Source organism: Streptomyces sp. NPDC048254 (genome assembly GCF_043201895.1).
Classification (GTDB): domain Bacteria; phylum Actinomycetota; class Actinomycetes; order Streptomycetales; family Streptomycetaceae; genus Streptomyces.
Map to the genome: position 1 here is coordinate 1 of NZ_JBICZJ010000007.1, position 16,663 is coordinate 16,663.

12 protein-coding genes are annotated in these 16,663 nt (G+C 71.5%); 9 read left to right on the forward strand and 3 right to left on the reverse strand.

Going from position 1 to position 16,663, the window contains the following annotated elements:
* Positions 1-91: 91 nt before the first annotated feature.
* From ACGFZQ_RS20400 to ACGFZQ_RS20410, 3 genes are all read right to left on the reverse strand, one after another.
* Positions 92-1,732, reverse strand: a complete 1,641-nt coding sequence (locus tag ACGFZQ_RS20400; protein ID WP_382533572.1) for a PucR family transcriptional regulator — start codon at positions 1,730-1,732, stop codon at positions 92-94.
* A 43-nt stretch (positions 1,733-1,775) separates the two neighbouring features.
* Positions 1,776-3,158 (reverse strand): FAD-binding oxidoreductase, encoded by a 1,383-nt coding sequence (locus ACGFZQ_RS20405; protein WP_393841515.1) that lies wholly within the window; start codon positions 3,156-3,158, stop codon positions 1,776-1,778.
* A gap of 150 nt (positions 3,159-3,308) precedes the next feature.
* Positions 3,309-5,111, reverse strand: coding sequence for a glycoside hydrolase family 15 protein (locus ACGFZQ_RS20410; RefSeq protein ID WP_351740322.1), 1,803 nt, complete (start codon positions 5,109-5,111; stop codon positions 3,309-3,311).
* Between the two features lie 513 nt (positions 5,112-5,624).
* On the opposite strand from ACGFZQ_RS20410, the gene ACGFZQ_RS20415 reads away from it, so the two are divergent.
* From ACGFZQ_RS20415 to ACGFZQ_RS20455, 9 genes are all read left to right on the forward strand, one after another.
* Complete coding sequence (locus ACGFZQ_RS20415; RefSeq protein ID WP_351740272.1) at positions 5,625-7,295, forward strand: CTP synthase; 1,671 nt, start codon at positions 5,625-5,627, stop codon at positions 7,293-7,295.
* Between the two features lie 86 nt (positions 7,296-7,381).
* Positions 7,382-8,008 (forward strand): NUDIX hydrolase, encoded by a 627-nt coding sequence (locus ACGFZQ_RS20420; protein ID WP_351740269.1) that lies wholly within the window; start codon positions 7,382-7,384, stop codon positions 8,006-8,008.
* 172 nt (positions 8,009-8,180) lie between these two features.
* Complete coding sequence (locus ACGFZQ_RS20425) at positions 8,181-10,238, forward strand: tetratricopeptide repeat protein (protein ID WP_393841516.1); 2,058 nt, start codon at positions 8,181-8,183, stop codon at positions 10,236-10,238.
* Positions 10,239-10,373: 135 nt separating this feature from the next.
* Positions 10,374-11,498: an alanine dehydrogenase gene (gene ald, locus ACGFZQ_RS20430; protein ID WP_393841517.1), complete on the forward strand. Its 1,125-nt coding sequence runs from the start codon at positions 10,374-10,376 to the stop codon at positions 11,496-11,498.
* Between the two features lie 412 nt (positions 11,499-11,910).
* Positions 11,911-13,038: a ParA family protein gene (locus ACGFZQ_RS20435; protein ID WP_351740262.1), complete on the forward strand. Its 1,128-nt coding sequence runs from the start codon at positions 11,911-11,913 to the stop codon at positions 13,036-13,038.
* The gene (locus tag ACGFZQ_RS20440) at positions 13,023-13,646 is read left to right on the forward strand and encodes a hypothetical protein (protein WP_393841518.1); all 624 of its coding nucleotides are present in this window, start codon (positions 13,023-13,025) and stop codon (positions 13,644-13,646) included. The genes ACGFZQ_RS20435 and ACGFZQ_RS20440 overlap by 16 nt, the downstream gene beginning before the upstream one ends.
* A gap of 18 nt (positions 13,647-13,664) precedes the next feature.
* Positions 13,665-14,747 (forward strand): segregation and condensation protein A, encoded by a 1,083-nt coding sequence (locus tag ACGFZQ_RS20445; RefSeq protein ID WP_393841519.1) that lies wholly within the window; start codon positions 13,665-13,667, stop codon positions 14,745-14,747.
* Complete coding sequence (gene scpB, locus ACGFZQ_RS20450) at positions 14,744-15,394, forward strand: SMC-Scp complex subunit ScpB (RefSeq protein ID WP_351740254.1); 651 nt, start codon at positions 14,744-14,746, stop codon at positions 15,392-15,394. The genes ACGFZQ_RS20445 and scpB overlap by 4 nt, the downstream gene beginning before the upstream one ends.
* 11 nt (positions 15,395-15,405) lie before the next feature.
* Positions 15,406-16,530, forward strand: a complete 1,125-nt coding sequence (locus ACGFZQ_RS20455; RefSeq protein WP_393841520.1) for a pseudouridine synthase — start codon at positions 15,406-15,408, stop codon at positions 16,528-16,530.
* Positions 16,531-16,663: the final 133 nt, after the last annotated feature.

Consider the following 16,663-nt stretch of genomic DNA (forward strand, 5'->3'; position numbering starts at 1 on the left):
CTTCAGGACCTGCTCAGGTGCTGGGCCGGCACCTGCACCACCTGCGGCCGACCCCTACCGACCAGCAGAACCAGAACCTAACGAAGCACTACTAGGGGACGTGCCGGCGGGCCCGCAGGGCGAGGCTCAACGCCAGCACCACCTGCGGGTCGTCGAGGTCCGTGCCCAGCAACTCGCCGATGCGGGCGAGGCGGTTGTAGAGGGTCTGCCGGTTGAGGTGGAGTTCGCGGGCCGTCTCCGCCTTGCGGCCGGCGTGCGCCAGGTAGGTCTCCAGGGTGGGCAGCAGGGGCGGCCTGGAGCGGTTGTCGTGGTTCCGGAGCGGGCCGATCGCCCGCTCGACGAAGGCCGCCAGGTCGGGGTGGTCGCGCAGCCGCCACAGGAGAAGGTCGATGTCGAGGCGGCGGGCGTCGTACCAGGGGCGGTCGGAGAGGCCCTGGGCCGCCGTCGCCGTCTCGGCCGCGTGCCGCAGGCCCGCCGAGGCGGCCGCCCAGCCGCCGGCCACCCCGACCACCACGACCGGGGGAGCGGCCCCGGGACGCTGCATCCCGGCGCGCTCCACGCCCGCCCGCAGCGCCGCCGCGACCCGGTCCGCGACCGTCGTCCGCTCCGCCTCCGAGCGCAGGCCCAGCAGGAGCGGGACGCGGCCCTCCACCGGTCGCACGCCGAGGAGCACGGGCACACCCACGGCCGCCAGCTCCTCCCCGACCGCCCGGGCCAGCACCGCCCAGCCCCCGCCCGGGGACAGGGAGTCGCCGACCCGCATGACCACCGGCAGCAGCGGGCTGCTGCCGGGCTTGAAGCCGAGGACGCGCGCCTGGGCCGGGGCGTCCTGTGCGGTGATGCGGCCCTCGGCGAGGTCGGTCAGGAAGTCACCGCGGCCGCGGGCCGCCAGCTCCTCCTCCTGGCGGGCCTGCATCAGGACGACGGCCAGGATGCCGGCGGCCCGCTCGGCGGCGATGCGGTGCACGGGGGTGAGCGGCCCGCGTACCGGGAGCAGCACCAGCCGGGCGCGCACCGAGCCGGTCCCCGGCCCGCCGCCCGGCACGTCCACCAGGACCGCCCCGGTCGGCGGCGGCGCGTGCTTGTGCTGGCCGCGCAGCCCCTCCCACACCTGGAGCGGATCCGCGCCCTCGGGCCCCGATCCGGCGGCGTACAGCAGCTGGCCGTCGGTGGTCTCCAGGAAGACCGGGTTGCCGCAGAAGTCGGCGAGGATCGCGAGGACCTGGGGGACCCCGCCACCGCCCAGCAGGGCCTCGGTGCAGCGGCGGTGCACCTCCTCGGCGCGCTGGAGGAGCGTGTAGTGGTGGTTGACGATCTCGGTGTGGATCTCCTCCGTCACCGTCACGAAGGGCACCTCGCGGTGCAGCACCACCAGCGGCAGCCCGGCCGCCCGGGCGGTGTCGACGATGGTGGCGGGCAGCCGGGAGAAACGCGGGCCCAGCTCCACCACCAGGGCGGCGATGCCCCGCTCGGCGAGCGTGCGCACGAACGCCCGCTGGTCGTTCGGCCGGGTGCCCAGCCCGTAGCCGGTGGTGAGGAGCAGTTCGCCGCCCTTCAGCAGCGAGGCGATGTTCGGCACCTCGCCGGCGTGCACCCAGCGCACGGTCCGGCCCAGCCGGTCGGCGCCCGCCAGGATCTCCGGGAGCCCGCTGCGCAGCCCGGGCAGCTCCAGCGCCCGCTGCACGGTGATCCCGCCCTGGGTGTCGAATCCGCTGCCCGTACCGCTGTCCATGGAGCGGACGCTACCTGGGCGAACGCCTTCCGGGCACCTTCCGCTAGAGCGGTTCGATGTTGTGGTTGAAGCGGAAAACGTTGTCGGGGTCCCAGGTCCGCTTCACCTTGCCGAGCCGCAGCGAGTTCGCCGTGCCCAGGCCGGCCCGCACCCGGTCGGGGCCCTCGTCGCCGATGAAGTTGAGATAGACCGCGCCGGTGGACCAGGGCCGTACGGCGGTCCGGACGCCCCGCACCCAGGCCATCGCCCGTTCGTCGGCAGCGGGCTCCGCCCACATACCGAAGGGGTGCACGGCCCAGGACGCGCTCCGGTACGGCACCGGGTACTCGGCGGGCCCGGCCGCGATCGCGCCGCCCTGCGGGAACAGCACGTGCTGGGTGCCGGTCGGCACCGGCATGTCGTCCGCACAGGCGCAGTAGGCGTCCACCGCCTCGTCTGGCAGCTCGGCCAGGTACTCGGCCGACCAGTAGTTCCGCAGCCCGGACGGGAAGTCGAGCATGCACTGGACCTCGGTGTACGGCATCGGGCCGACCACCTCCGCCTCGTGCGGAAGCGCCAGCAGCGGCTCGGCGACCTTCCGCAGGCCCTCCTCGCCGCCGGCGTAGGTCACCAGGGCGACGCACACCAGCCTGCCCACCAGGTGCTCCGGCACGAACGGCAGCGGCGGGCCGGTGAGGTACTGCACCACGCCGGCCGCCTCGTCGGGGCCGGTGCGGATCACCTCGCGGAAGGTGCGCACCGCGTCCGGGCCGGACTGCGGCGCGAACAGCAGCAGCGCGATCGAGAACGCCGGCAGTTCGTGCAGTTCGAGGGTGAGGGCGGTGGCGACGCCGAAGTTCCCGCCGCCGCCGTGCAGGGCCCAGAACAGCTCCGGGTTCTCGTCGGCGTTTGCGTGCACGCGCTCGCCGTCGGCGGTGACCAGTTCGACACCGAGCAGGTTGTCGACGGCCAGGCCGAAGGCGCGGTCCAGCCAGCCCGTGCCGCCGCCCAGCACGAAGCCGCCCACGCCGGTGGTGGGGGCCCGGCCGCCGGTGGTGGCGAGGCCGTACGGCTCGGTCGCCCGATCCAGGTCGCTCATCGTGGCGCCGCCCTGCACGCGTACCGCCTCCGCCGCCGGGTCGACGGTCACCGTGTGCATCCGGCGCAGGTCCACCACGAGCGCGCCGTCGCCGCTCGCCGAGCCCGCCACGCTGTGGCCGCCGCCGCGCACCGCGATCGCCAGGTCGAGCTCCCGGCCGAACCGCACCGCGCGGACCACGTCGGCGTCGTCGGCGCACTGGGCGATGACGGCCGGCCGCCGGTCGATCATGGAGTTGAAGACGGCACGGGCGTCCTCGTACCCGACGTCCCCCGGCGCGAACACCGCACCGACCAGATCCTCACGCAACGCGGCAAGCGCCGTACCTGCCTTCGAGGGGGAAGCCATAGCCGCCCCCCTTTCGAAAAGAGGGGATTCGTCCTAGACCAGCCTAAGCACGAGCGCCCTGAAAGGGGCGCGGGGAAGCGTCGGACATGCGGCTCCGCCGCGTGGGCGCGACCAGCCCCCACGCCCCCGCAGCCGAAAAACGACCGCTGCCTACCCCCCGTACGCCCCCGACGCCGTAAGGCGAAGCGCCGTGTCGATCAACGGCACATGGCTGAACGCCTGCGGGAAGTTCCCCACCTGCCGCTTCAGCCGCGGATCCCACTCCTCCGCGAGCAGCCCGAGGTCGTTCCGCAGCGCGAGCAGCTTCTCGAACAGTTTGCGGGCCTCGTCGACGCGGCCGATCATCGCGAGGTCGTCCGCCATCCAGAACGAACAGGCCAGGAACGCCCCCTCGTCGCCGGGGAGACCGTCCACGCCCTCGTCGCCGCCCGAGGTCGGGTAGCGCAGGATGAAGCCGTCCGACGTGGACAGCTCGCGCTGGATCGCCTCGATGGTGCCGATGACCCGCTTGTCGTCCGGCGGCAGGAAACCCATCTGGGGGATCAGCAGCAGCGACGCGTCCAGCTCCTGCGAGCCGTACGACTGCGTGAACGTGTTCCGCTCCTTGTCGTAGCCCCGCTCGCAGACGTCCCGGTGGATGTCGTCGCGCAGTTCCTTCCAGCGCTCCAGCGGGCCGTCCGCGTCCCCGGACTCGATCAGCTTGATGGTGCGGTCCACCGCGACCCAGGCCATCACCTTGGAGTGCACGAAGTGCCGGCGCGGCCCGCGCACCTCCCAGATGCCCTCGTCCGGCTCGTCCCAGTGGTCCTCCAGGTAGCGGATGAGCTTCAGCTGGAGGAGGGAGGCGTAGTCGTTGCGCGCGAGGCCGGTCATGTGGGCCAGGTGCAGGGCCTCGATGACCTCGCCGTAGACGTCCAGCTGGAGCTGGTGTGCCGCGCCGTTGCCGACCCGGACCGGGGTCGAGTTCTCGTATCCGGGCAGCCAGTCCAGCTCGGCCTCGCCCAGCTCGCGCTCGCCCGCGATGCCGTACATGATCTGCAGGTTCTCCGGGTCGCCGGCGACCGAGCGGAGCAGCCACTCGCGCCAGGCGCGGGCCTCCTCGCGGTAGCCGGTGCGCAGCAGCGAGGAGAGGGTGATGGCGGCGTCGCGCAGCCAGGTGTAGCGGTAGTCCCAGTTGCGGACGCCGCCGATGTCCTCGGGCAGCGAGGTGGTGGGCGCGGCGACGATGCCGCCCGTGGGGGCGTAGGTCAGCGCCTTCAGCGTGATCAGGGAGCGGATCACCGCCTCGCGGTAGGGGCCGTGGTACGTGCAGTGCTCGACCCACTCCCGCCAGAACTCCTCGGTCGCCTCCAGCGACTGCTCGGGCTCCGGCAGCGCCGGCGGCTCCTTGTGCGAGGGCTGCCACGAGATGGTGAACGCGATCCGGTCGCCGGGGGCGACGGTGAAGTCGGCGTAGGTGGTGAGCGACTTGCCGTAGGTCTCCGCGGAGGTGTCGAACCACACCGAGTCGGGGCCGGCGACGGCGACCGTACGGCCCTCGTGCTTGTGCACCCAGGGGACCACCCGGCCGTAGGAGAACCGCATCCGCAGCACCGAGCGCATCGGCACCCGGCCGGTGACGCCCTCGACGATCCGGATCAGCTGGGGCGCGCCGTCACGCGGGGGCATGAAATCGGTCACCCGGACCGTGCCGCGCGGGGTGTCCCACTCCGACTCCAGGATCAGCGAGTCGCCGCGGTAGGTGCGGCGGGCCGCGGTCGGCGGCTGGGAGTCGGCCGCGTGTGCCGGGCCGAGCCGCCAGAAGCCGTGTTCCTCGGTGCCGAGCAGACCGGCGAAGATGGCATGCGAGTCGAAGCGGGGCAGGCACAGCCAGTCCACCGTGCCGTCCCGGCAGACCAGGGCAGCGGTCTGCATGTCTCCGATGAGTGCGTAATCTTCGATGCGCCCGGCCACGTGCAACTCCAGTCGAACGGCCACGTCACCCCCCAGGCAAAAGGGGGCTGTCGCTAGTGCGGTCAAGGGGGGTTGTTGTTGTGCGTCGTTAAGCGGTGAAGCAAAGCAGCCCGCCGCGCCCTGAGGCAAAACGACAGTCATAGCTCAACGAACTGCCAAGCTCTCGTTGTTCCGGGGATGACGGGCGGGGGTGTGCCGTGTTTTCCGGCCGGCTCGGCAGCGAGTGTCCGAGCAGGATACGACGCACGTAGATGATCTGTGTGCCGCTCCGGGCAACCCGTGTGGGCCGAATGGGTGAGCCCTGGGTGAAAACCCGGTAAGCCAGGCCCCACGTCTGTGCCGATGTGTGTACGGAGCGTGGCCGGAAGCCATCTCTCCGCGGCGCTGATACCCTGGTAGCCCGTGGACCGGTGGGCACGAAACCCCCGAACCGCAGCGACGGCACCCCCGGAAACCTCCGGAGGGCGGCCGTACCGCATGACAGACCGCGACCACGGGAGCACCCTCTTGGCCATGCCGCCGAAATCTACGACGACCAAGCACATCTTCGTCACCGGGGGTGTCGCCTCCTCGCTCGGCAAGGGCCTCACCGCCTCCAGCCTGGGCATGCTGCTCAAGGCCCGCGGCCTGCGTGTGGTGATGCAGAAGCTCGACCCGTACCTGAACGTCGACCCGGGCACGATGAACCCCTTCCAGCACGGTGAGGTGTTCGTCACCAACGACGGCGCCGAGACCGACCTGGACATCGGCCACTACGAGCGTTTCCTCGACCGCGACCTGGACGGCTCCGCCAACGTCACCACAGGTCAGGTCTACTCGACGGTGATTGCCAAGGAACGGCGCGGCGAATACCTGGGCGACACGGTCCAGGTCATCCCGCACATCACCAACGAGATCAAGCACCGCATCCGCCGGATGGCCACCGACGAGGTGGACGTCGTCATCACCGAGGTCGGCGGCACGGTCGGCGACATCGAGTCGCTGCCGTTCCTGGAGACCGTCCGCCAGGTCCGCCACGAGGTCGGCCGGGACAACGTCTTCGTGGTGCACATCTCGCTGCTTCCCTACATCGGGCCGTCCGGCGAGCTGAAGACCAAGCCCACCCAGCACTCGGTGGCCGCCCTGCGCAACATCGGTATCCAGCCGGACGCGATCGTGCTGCGCTGCGACCGCGAGGTGCCCACCGCCATCAAGCGCAAGATCTCGCTGATGTGCGACGTCGACGAGGCCGCGGTCGTCGCCTGCCCGGACGCCCGGTCGATCTACGACATCCCGAAGACCGTGCACGGCGAGGGCCTGGACGCCTACGTCGTCCGCAAGCTGGACCTGCCGTTCCGTGATGTGGACTGGCGGACCTGGGACGACCTGCTCGACCGCGTCCACAACCCCGACCACGAGATCACCCTCGCCCTGGTCGGCAAGTACATCGACCTGCCCGACGCCTACCTCTCGGTCACCGAGGCGCTGCGCGCCGGCGGCTTCGCCAACAAGGCCCGCGTGAAGATCAAGTGGGTGACGTCGGACGACTGCAGGACCCCGGCCGGCGCCGCCGCACAGCTCGCCGACGTCGACGGCATCTGCATCCCCGGCGGCTTCGGCGACCGCGGTGTGCTCGGCAAGGTCGGCGCGATCAAGTACGCCCGCGAGAACCGGATCCCGCTGCTCGGCCTCTGCCTGGGCCTGCAGTGCATCGTGATCGAGGCCGCGCGCAACCTCGCCGACATCCCGGACGCCAACTCCACCGAGTTCGACTCCGCCACCGGCCACCCGGTGATCTCCACCATGGCCGAGCAGCTGGACATCGTGGCCGGCGAGGGCGACATGGGCGGCACCATGCGCCTGGGCATGTACCCGGCCAAGCTGGCCGAGGGCTCGATCGTGCGCGAGGTGTACGACGGCAAGGAGTACGTCGAGGAGCGGCACCGGCACCGCTACGAGGTGAACAACGCCTACCGCGCGGAGCTGGAGAAGAAGGCCGGCATCCAGTTCTCGGGCACCTCCCCGGACGGCAAGCTCGTCGAGTACGTCGAGTACCCGCGCGACGTCCACCCCTACCTGGTCGCCACCCAGGCGCACCCGGAGCTGCGCTCCCGCCCGACCCGCCCGCACCCGCTGTTCGCGGGCCTGGTGAAGGCCGCGGTCGCCCGTCAGCAGGCCGAGGTCGAGCAGGAGAATTCGAAGTAACACACCGGTTGTACGGTCGCCGGGGTGCATACCTTCAAAGGCGCGCACCCCGGTTTTCTTTTCTGCACGTGGAAGGGCGGCACGGCATGACGATCAAGGACACCCCCGAGGAGTGGGAGATCCGGGCGACGGAGACCCCCTTCGTGGGCAACAAGACCTCCGTCCGCACGGACGAGGTGGTCATGCCCGACGGCTCGGTGGTCCGCCGCGACTACCAGGTCCACCCCGGCTCGGTCGCCGTCCTGGCCCTCGACGAGGAGGACCGGGTGCTGCTCATCCGCCAGTACCGGCACCCGGTCCGGCAGAAGCTCTGGGAGATCCCGGCCGGGCTGCTCGACATCCCCGGCGAGAACCCGCTGCACGCGGCCCAGCGCGAGCTGTACGAGGAGGCGCACGTCAAGGCCGAGGACTGGCGGGTGCTGACCGACCTCTACACCACCCCCGGCGGCTGCGACGAGGCCGTACGGATCTTCCTGGCCCGTGATCTCTCCGAGGCCGAGGGCGAGCGCTTCGAGACGGAGCACGAGGAGATCGACCTGGAGTACGCGCGGGTGCCGGTGGGCGAGCTGGTGCGTCTGGCGCTCGCCGGTGACGTGCACAACAACTGCCTGGTGACGGGCGTGCTCTCGCTGGTCGCCGCCCGCGCCGGCGACGGCCTCGACACGCTGCGCCCGGCCGACGCGCCCTGGCCGGCCCGTCCCTTCGCGTCCTGACCCTCCATCAGGCGGTCCGGTGTGACCATCGCCTGATCCGATCGGGCGATGCGCCCGCCGCGCTCCACCCGGAACGTCCGTGCACGTGAACTAGGCTCGACGCGATTGAGCCGAAAGGCCCGAACCGGAGTCCCGGCGGGCATGCGTGTGCGGTGGGACGGGAGTGTGGCCCGTGACGGATCAGGCGGTGGACACAGGCGGCGCACGAGTGTCGGCGCCCGCGGCCACGGACGACGAATTCCTGGGCCGTACAAGGGAGTTGAAGGAACTGCGCGCCGACATCGAGCGCGCGGGCCTGGACACCATCGCCGGCCGCAAGGCCCCCCGCGCCCGGGTCCTGCTCATCGCGGGCAGACCCGGATCCGGCCGCACCGCCCTCGCCGGGGAACTCGTCCGGCGGGTCGCCGCCGACTACCCCGACGGGGTGCTGCGCGCCCGCCTCGCCGAGCCCGACGGCACCCCCGTCCCCGTCGAGCGCATCGCCCGCGAGCTCCTCACCGCCCTGCGGCTGCCCACCCCGGCCGGCGCCGCCGAGGACGATCTCACCCACGCCCTGCGCACCGCCCTCGCCGGGCGCCGGATGCTGCTCCTCCTCGACGACGCGCCCGGCGCCGAACACGTCGACGCGCTGCTCCCGGACACCCCCGACTGCCTGGCCGTCGCCGTCTCCGGCGGCCCGCTCACCGGGATCTCCGACGTCCGCCCGTGCACCCTGGGCGGCCTGGACACCAAGTCGGCCGTGGAGTTCCTCGCCCGGTACACCGGCTCGGTCCGCATCACCGTCGATCCGCGGTCCGCCGAAGCGCTGGTCGAGGTGTGCCAGGGGCAGCCCGCCGCACTCACCCTGGCGGGCGGCTGGCTGGCGGCACACCCCCAGGTGGCCGTCTCCGACCTCGCCAAGCGGCTGCACGCCGACCCCGAGGACTGCACCGCCCTCGCCCGGGTCTTCCGGTTCGTCCACGACGACCTGGCCGCCCAGACCGCCCGGATACTGCGACTTCTCTCGCTGGCCCCGGCCGGCCTCGTCGACCCGCACACCGCCTCCTCCCTGGCCGGCTGCTCGGTCGACACCGCCCGCACCACCCTGGACGAGCTGGTCCGCCTCAACCTGCTGTGCCCCGTGGCCACCCAGCTGCCCCAGTACGAGGTTCCCGGCTGTCTGCACCCCCTGCTCCGGGGGCTGGCCGAGACCCAGGAACGCGCCGGGGAACTCCAGCTGGCCCGGGCCCGGATGCTGGAGCGCACGGTACGGCTGCTGCAGTCCTGCCGGGCGATCACCGAGACCGACAACCCGCAGGCCCGCGAGAGACTCCAGGCCCTGCCCCGCGAGCTGCGCTTCCCCACCCCCCGGGCCGCCGCCGACTGGCTGCGGGACCGGCGCCCGGCCCTGCTCGCCGCGTCCCGCGCCGCGGTCGCCGACGGCGAGCTGGACACCCTGGCCCGCCGGCTGATGTCCCAGCTGGTCAAGGCCATGGCGGCACACTTCGGCACCCAGGCGGCCGCCCCCGACCTGTACGGCATCCACCGGCTCGTCCTGGATGTCGCCGAGCGCCGTCACCTGCCCCGCGAGCAGGCCGCCGCACTGCTGAACCTGGCCGACCTGGACGCGCAGACGGGGCGTACCGCTGACGCTCTGGTGCGCTATAGGTCTGCTCTGGATGCCGGACGCCACGCAAATGACCCGTATGCGACCGGCCGCGCAATGGAATCCGTAGGCGGTGCCTACCAGGAGCTGGGGGACTACGACCGGGCCGCCGACTGGTTCGGCCGCGCCCTCGCCCAGCGCCTCGCCCGCGACGAGCGCGCCGAGGCCGCCCGGCTCTACGGCCGCATCGCCGGTGCGCACACCTACGCGGGCCGCTACGGCGAGGCGCTGCGGGCCTGGCGGGCGGCCGTTTCCGGACACCGCAAGAACGGCGATGTGGCCGCCCAGGCGCGGGCGTTGAGCGAGCTCGCCCGGGTCCAGGAGTACGCCGGCCGGCCCGCGGAGTCGCTGCGCACCTGCCAGGAGGCGGTCGAGTGGGCGCGCCGCGCCGAGGACGCCCGGCTCCAGGCCGCGCTCCAGCTGCGGCTCGCCGACACGCTGGAGCGCCTCGGCGACTCCACCGCCGCGAGCCTGCACCGCTCCGCCGCCGAGCGCATGCTGGGTGAGGAGCCCCTCGACCAGGACTCCAGCCCGGAACAGGGGGATAACACCTGCGAAATCCGTAGCGAGTCCGGCGAAGGTTGATGCAATGAAAGGCTAGACAGCCGGAACACCTTCATTAAACTGGCTCTGCCGCCGGTTCTCCTGCGGTGTCTCCTGGTGTGTTCCCGCATGCCGGGTATGTGCTGTTGTGCCCCCACACCCTCTGAGCCAAGGACCGTGATCGACGTGAAGGTCGGCATCCCCCGCGAGGTCAAGAACAACGAGTTCCGGGTGGCCATCACCCCCGCCGGTGTGCACGAGCTGGTGCGCCACGGCCACCAGGTCGTCATCGAGCGCGGCGCCGGTGTCGGCTCGTCGATCCCGGACGACGAGTACATCGCCGCCGGTGCGCGGATCCTGGACACCGCCGACGAGGTGTGGGCCACCGCCGACCTGCTGCTGAAGGTCAAGGAGCCGATCGCGGAGGAGTACCACCGCCTCCGCAAGGACCAGACCCTCTTCACCTACCTGCACCTGGCCGCGTCCAAGGAGTGCACCGACGCCCTCCTGGAGTCCGGCACCACCGCCATCGCCTACGAGACGGTCGAGCTGCCGAACCGCGCCCTGCCGCTGCTCGCCCCGATGTCCGAGGTCGCGGGCCGGCTCGCCCCGCAGGTCGGCGCCTACCACCTGATGCGCGCGGCCGGCGGCCGTGGCGTCCTGCCCGGCGGCGTCCCGGGTGTGCTGCCCGCCAAGGCCGTCGTCATCGGCGGTGGTGTCTCCGGTTGGAACGCCGTGCAGATCGCCATCGGCATGGGCTTCGACGTGACCCTGCTCGACCGTGACATCAACAAGCTGCGCGAGGCCGACAAGATCTTCGGCACCAGGGTCAAGGCCGTCATGTCCAACGCCTTCGAGCTGGAGAAGGCCTGCCTGGAGGCCGACCTGGTGATCGGCGCGGTGCTCATCCCGGGCGCCAAGGCCCCCAAGCTGGTGACCAACGAGCTGGTCTCCCGCATGAAGCCGGGGAGTGTTCTTGTCGACATCGCGATCGACCAGGGCGGCTGCTTCGAGGACTCCCGTCCCACCACGCACGCCGAGCCGACCTTCCGGGTCCACGAGTCGGTCTTCTACTGCGTCGCCAACATGCCCGGCGCGGTGCCCAACACCTCCACCTACGCGCTCACCAACGCCACGCTGCCCTACATCGTGTCGCTGGCGAACAACGGCTGGGTCGAGGCGCTGCGCCGCGACGCCGCGCTCGCCAAGGGCCTCAACACCCATGACGGCAAGGTCGTTTACCGCGAGGTCGCCGAGGCACTCGGCCTGGAGCACGTCGAGCTCGACACACTGCTGGACTGAGCCGCGCCGCCGAGGCGGTGGCTAAGTCACCTTTTCGTAAAGGCGATACGTCAACAAGCCGCGTCAATCGCGCTCATCCGGCCGGACCTTGCCCGACAAGGTCCGGCCGGATGTGTGTATGGTCACTTTGCGACGCTCGGTCAACTCGCCTCGAACGTAACCCTTCGACCGATTCGCACACCGGTGAAACCTGCTGTGCGACGGCCGTACGCCCTTGACAGCGGGATGTTTCATTGCCGACACATCCTGCCGGGTCCGGCGGATTGTGTTGCTGCGAACGCCCGACACGCCATAGAGTCGCCGACTGTCGGCATGATGCCACGCTGACCTGTCTAGAAGTTTCCTGGTCACCAAGGAGGTAAGACGACTTGTGAATGAGTCGACATTTTCTCCCGGGGGTGGTCAACCAGGAATGCCGGTGAGGGACCAGGGTCCCGCGGGGTTCGAGGCTGTCGGCTCCGTCGCGGTGCGCACCTTCGCAGCCCATCAGAGTTCGCTGACCACGCGGACAGCACACCAGAGCATGGATGGCCATCACGTGAACGCCATGGCCGGCGATGGAAGGGGCGCGCCCCGCAGCCAGTTCGCCGACTACGACGAACTGCCCGACGGGCACTTCTACGATCCCGACGCCGAGTACGAGCCCGATCCGGAGTACGCGGCCACGCTCGCGCCCGACGCGGCCCGCCAGCGCCGCGAGCGCGTCGGCCCGACCGGTCGCCCGCTGCCGTACTTCCCGATCCCGGGCCCGCTGACCAGTCACGGACCCGCGACGATCATCGCGATGTGCAACCAGAAGGGCGGCGTGGGCAAGACGACGTCGACCATCAACCTGGGTGCCGCGCTCGCGGAGTACGGCCGGCGGGTACTGCTCGTGGACTTCGACCCGCAGGGCGCGCTGTCGGTCGGTCTGGGCGTCAACCCGATGGAGCTCGACCTCACCGTCTACAACCTGCTCATGGAGCGGGGCATGGCGGCCGACGAGGTGCTCCTGAAGACAGCGGTCCCCAACATGGACCTGCTGCCCTCCAACATCGACCTGTCGGCCGCCGAGGTCCAGCTGGTCTCCGAGGTCGCCCGCGAGTCGACGCTGCAGCGCGCCCTGAAGCCGCTGCTGCCCGACTACGACTACATCGTGATCGACTGTCAGCCCTCGCTCGGTCTGCTCACGGTCAACGCGCTGACGGCCGCCCACAAGGTGATCGTGCCGCTGGAGTGCGAGTTCTTCGCCCTGCGTGGTGTCGCGCTGCTGACCGAGACCATCGAGAAGGTCCAGGAGCGGCTCAACCCGGAGCTGGAGCTCGACGGCATCCTCGCCACCATGTACGACTCCCGCACCGTGCACAGCCGTGAGGTGCTCGCGCGTGTCGTCGAGGCGTTCGACGACCACGTCTACCACACGGTCATCGGCCGCACGGTCCGCTTCCCGGAGACCACGGTCGCCGGTGAGCCGATCACCACGTACGCCTCCAACTCCGTCGGTGCCGCCGCCTACCGCCAGCTCGCCAGGGAGGTGCTCGCCCGGTGTCACGCCGAGTGAGTCTGCCGGGGGCCGACGAACTGTTCCGTACGACCGGGGGGATGGCGCTGCAGCCGTCCAGTCCCAGGCGCCCGGCCAACGGCGAGGCCCGGGTGCCGGCTCCCGCGAGTCCCGCGGAGAGCGACGACACGGCGGCCGAGGCCGCCCACGACGCACCGCAGTCGGTGCCCGTGCAGGGCGGCGACGGCGAGGGCGCGGAGCACGTGGCGACCGGGGCCGAGCCGGCCGATGCCGGGGAGTCCCGCAACCACGCCTCGGCTCCGGGTGGGTCCTCGGTCACGGTCACGCCGTCGGCGGACCGGTCCGGGCGGCGGCAGGACGCGCAGGAAGGTTCTGGCGCCGCCGATCAGGCCCAGCCCCGCAAGCGCGGCGGCCGGGCGCCCGCCCGACGGCCCAGCGGCCGCGAACGGCACGACGAGAAGATCACCGTCTATGTCTCCGCCGAGGAGCTGATGGACCTGGAGCACGCGCGTCTCGTGCTCCGCGGCGAACACGGGCTGGCCGTGGACCGGGGCCGGATCGTCCGCGAGGCGGTCGCCGTGGTGCTGGCCGACCTGGAGTCCCGAGGGGACGCGAGCATCCTCGTACGACGGCTGCGCGGCCGGTAGAGGTAGCCTGCGGGGGCCATGACCTCGACCGACGCTCCCGTTTCCGGCCCCTCCGGGGGCCGTCGGCGTGTGCTGGGGCAGGGGCCGGGCACGGCGGCTCCGGCCGCTCCCGTGGATCGGGAGCTGGATCGGGAGCCCGAGCCGGAGGCGGTCGTACCGCAGCCGGAACCGACGCCGGAACCCGAGCCCGAGCCGGAAGCCGCTCCCGCCGAGGCTCCTGCCGAGGCCCCGGAGCCGGAACCCGTCCCCGACGGTGTCTTCAAAGTCCGGCTCGCCAACTTCGAGGGTCCCTTCGACCTCCTCCTCCAGCTGATCTCCAAGCACAAGCTGGACGTCACCGAGGTCGCGCTCTCCAAGGTCACCGACGAGTTCATGGCGCACATCCGGGCCATGGGACCGGACTGGGACCTGGACCAGACGACCGAGTTCCTCGTCGTCGCCGCCACCCTGCTCGACCTGAAGGCCGCCCGGCTGCTGCCCGCCGCGGAGGTCGAGGACGAGGCCGACCTCGCGCTCCTCGAAGCCCGGGACCTCCTGTTCGCGCGGCTGCTCCAGTACCGCGCGTACAAGCAGATCGCCGACATCTTCAACCGGCGCCTGGACGAGGAGGCCCGCCGCTGGCCCCGTACCGTCGGCCTGGAGCCGCATCTGGCGGAGCTGCTGCCCGAGGTCGTCATCAGCATCGGCCCGGAAGGCTTCGCCAGGCTCGCGGTCAAGGCGATGCAGCCCAAGCCCAAGCCGCAGGTGTACATCGACCACATCCACGCCCCGCTGGTCAGCGTGCAGGAGCAGGCCGGGATCGTGGTGGCGCGGCTGCGGGAGCTGGGCGAGGCCAGCTTCCAGGCGCTCATCGAGGACACCGACGACACCCTCACCGTCGTCGCCCGCTTCCTGGCCCTCCTGGAGCTGTACCGCGAGAAGGCCGTCGCCCTGGACCAGGAGACCGCGCTCGGCGATCTGATCGTGCGGTGGACCGGCGGGGACGGCGGGACCCAGCCGGTGGTGACCGACGAGTTCGACCGGCCGCCCGAGCCGCCCGAGCCGCCCGAGCCGCCCAAGCCGCCCAAGCCGCCCAAGCCGCCCAAGGAGGACAAGGCGTGAGCGAGGACACAACCCAGCTGCCGGCCGGGCTGCGTCCGGTCGCCGAACTCGACCTCAAGCCGGCCCTGGAGGCCGTCCTCATGGTCGTGGACGAGCCCGCCACCGCCGAGCACCTGGCCAAGATCCTGGAGCGGCCGAGGCAGACGATCACGAAGGCGCTGCGGGCACTGGCGGAGGAGTACACCGCGCAGGGCCGCGGCTTCGAGCTGCGCTTCGTCGCGGGCGGCTGGCGCTTCTACACGCGGGGCGAGTACGCGCCCGCCGTCGAGCGGCTGGTCCTGGAGGGCCAGACCGCCCGGCTCACCCAGGCCGCGCTGGAGACCCTCGCGGTCGTCGCGTACCGCCAGCCGGTGAGCCGCAGCCGCGTCTCGGCCGTACGAGGAGTCAACTGCGACGGTGTGATGCGCACCCTGCTCCAGCGCGGTCTGGTCGAGGAGGCGGGCGCGGAACCCGAAACAGGTGCGATCCTGTACAGGACGACGAACTACTTCCTGGAGCGGATGGGCCTGCGCGGCCTGGACGAGCTTCCGGAACTCGCGCCCTTCCTCCCGGAGGCGGAGGCGATCGAGGCCGAGACCCAGGAGGGCGTACCGTCGTTCGATCCGGACGCACCCGATGCGCCGGGTGCAGACGACGCAGACGACTAGACGGAAATTTGATGCGAAGCAGCAGCGGCAGGAACAGCAGCGGAAACAACGGCGGGAGCCGTGGTGGCAACAGCGGCGGCCGCGGCGGGAGCAGCGGTGGCCGCGGTAACTACCGCGGTGCCGGGAACGCCCGCGACGACAAGCAGGGCACCGGCCGGCCGAAGAAGCCGCGTCCGGAGGAGCGGCGTTACGACGTGGGCCCCGGCGCCACCCAGGACGGCCCGAAGTCGGGCCGTGGCGCCTCGGCGCGCGGCGGCGCCAAGGGCGGCCCCCGGCAGGGCCAGGGCACCGGTCGTGGCCGGACGGCTCCGGCGAGCTCCCGTGAGTACGACGCCCGTGCCGAGGAGCGCAACCGTGAGCGGTACGCCGGCAAGCCGGACGTGAAGCTCCCCAAGACCTTCCCGGGCGCCGAGGAGGAGGGCGAGCGGCTGCAGAAGGTCCTCGCGCGCGCGGGCTACGGCTCGCGGCGGGCCTGCGAGGAGCTGATCGAGCAGTCCCGGGTCGAGGTCAACGGCGAGATCGTCGTCGAGCAGGGCAAGCGGGTCGACCCGGAGAAGGACGAGGTCCGCGTCGACGGGCTGACCGTCGCCACGCAGTCGTACCAGTTCTTCTCGCTGAACAAGCCGGCCGGTGTGGTGTCCACCATGGAGGACCCCGACGGGCGGCAGTGCCTCGGCGACTACGTCACCAACCGGGAGACCCGGCTCTTCCACGTGGGGCGGCTGGACACCGAGACCGAGGGCGTCATCCTGCTCACCAACCACGGTGAGCTGGCGCACCGGCTGACCCACCCCAAGTACGGCGTGAAGAAGACCTACCTCGCGCACATCGTGGGCCCCATCCCGCGCGACCTCGGCAAGAAGCTCAAGGACGGCATCCAGCTGGAGGACGGGTACGCGCGCGCGGACCACTTCCGGGTCGTCGAGCAGACCGGCAAGAACTACCTCGTCGAGGTCACCCTGCACGAGGGCCGCAAGCACATCGTGCGGCGCATGCTGGCCGAGGCCGGCTTCCCGGTCGACAAGCTGGTGCGGGTCGCCTTCGGTCCGATCACCCTCGGCGACCAGAAGTCGGGCTGGCTGCGCCGCCTGTCCAACACCGAGGTCGGGATGCTCATGAAGGAAGTCGACCTCTAGAGGGTCCTGCGCCTTCCCTGACGGCCGGTTCCGCGTGCGACGGGACCGGCCGTCGTCGTTCGCGTGAACGGGGCTCCAGCGGCCGCTGAAGGCCTTGCGCGGTGACCTGCACATTCTTTATAGTCGTAGCGAC

Bases quoted from the DNA above. Each gene is read 5' to 3' on its own strand.
- ACGFZQ_RS20400 (WP_382533572.1), bottom strand. From the start codon at position 1,732: ATGGACAGCGGTACGGGCAGCGGATTCGACACCCAGGGCGGGATCACC.
- ACGFZQ_RS20405 (WP_393841515.1), bottom strand. From the start codon at position 3,158: ATGGCTTCCCCCTCGAAGGCAGGTACGGCGCTTGCCGCGTTGCGTGAG.
- ACGFZQ_RS20415 (WP_351740272.1), top strand. From the start codon at position 5,625: ATGCCGCCGAAATCTACGACGACCAAGCACATCTTCGTCACCGGGGGT.
- ACGFZQ_RS20420 (WP_351740269.1), top strand. From the start codon at position 7,382: ATGACGATCAAGGACACCCCCGAGGAGTGGGAGATCCGGGCGACGGAG.
- ACGFZQ_RS20435 (WP_351740262.1), top strand. From the start codon at position 11,911: ATGCCGGTGAGGGACCAGGGTCCCGCGGGGTTCGAGGCTGTCGGCTCC.
- ACGFZQ_RS20445 (WP_393841519.1), top strand. From the start codon at position 13,665: ATGACCTCGACCGACGCTCCCGTTTCCGGCCCCTCCGGGGGCCGTCGG.
- ACGFZQ_RS20455 (WP_393841520.1), top strand. From the start codon at position 15,406: ATGCGAAGCAGCAGCGGCAGGAACAGCAGCGGAAACAACGGCGGGAGC.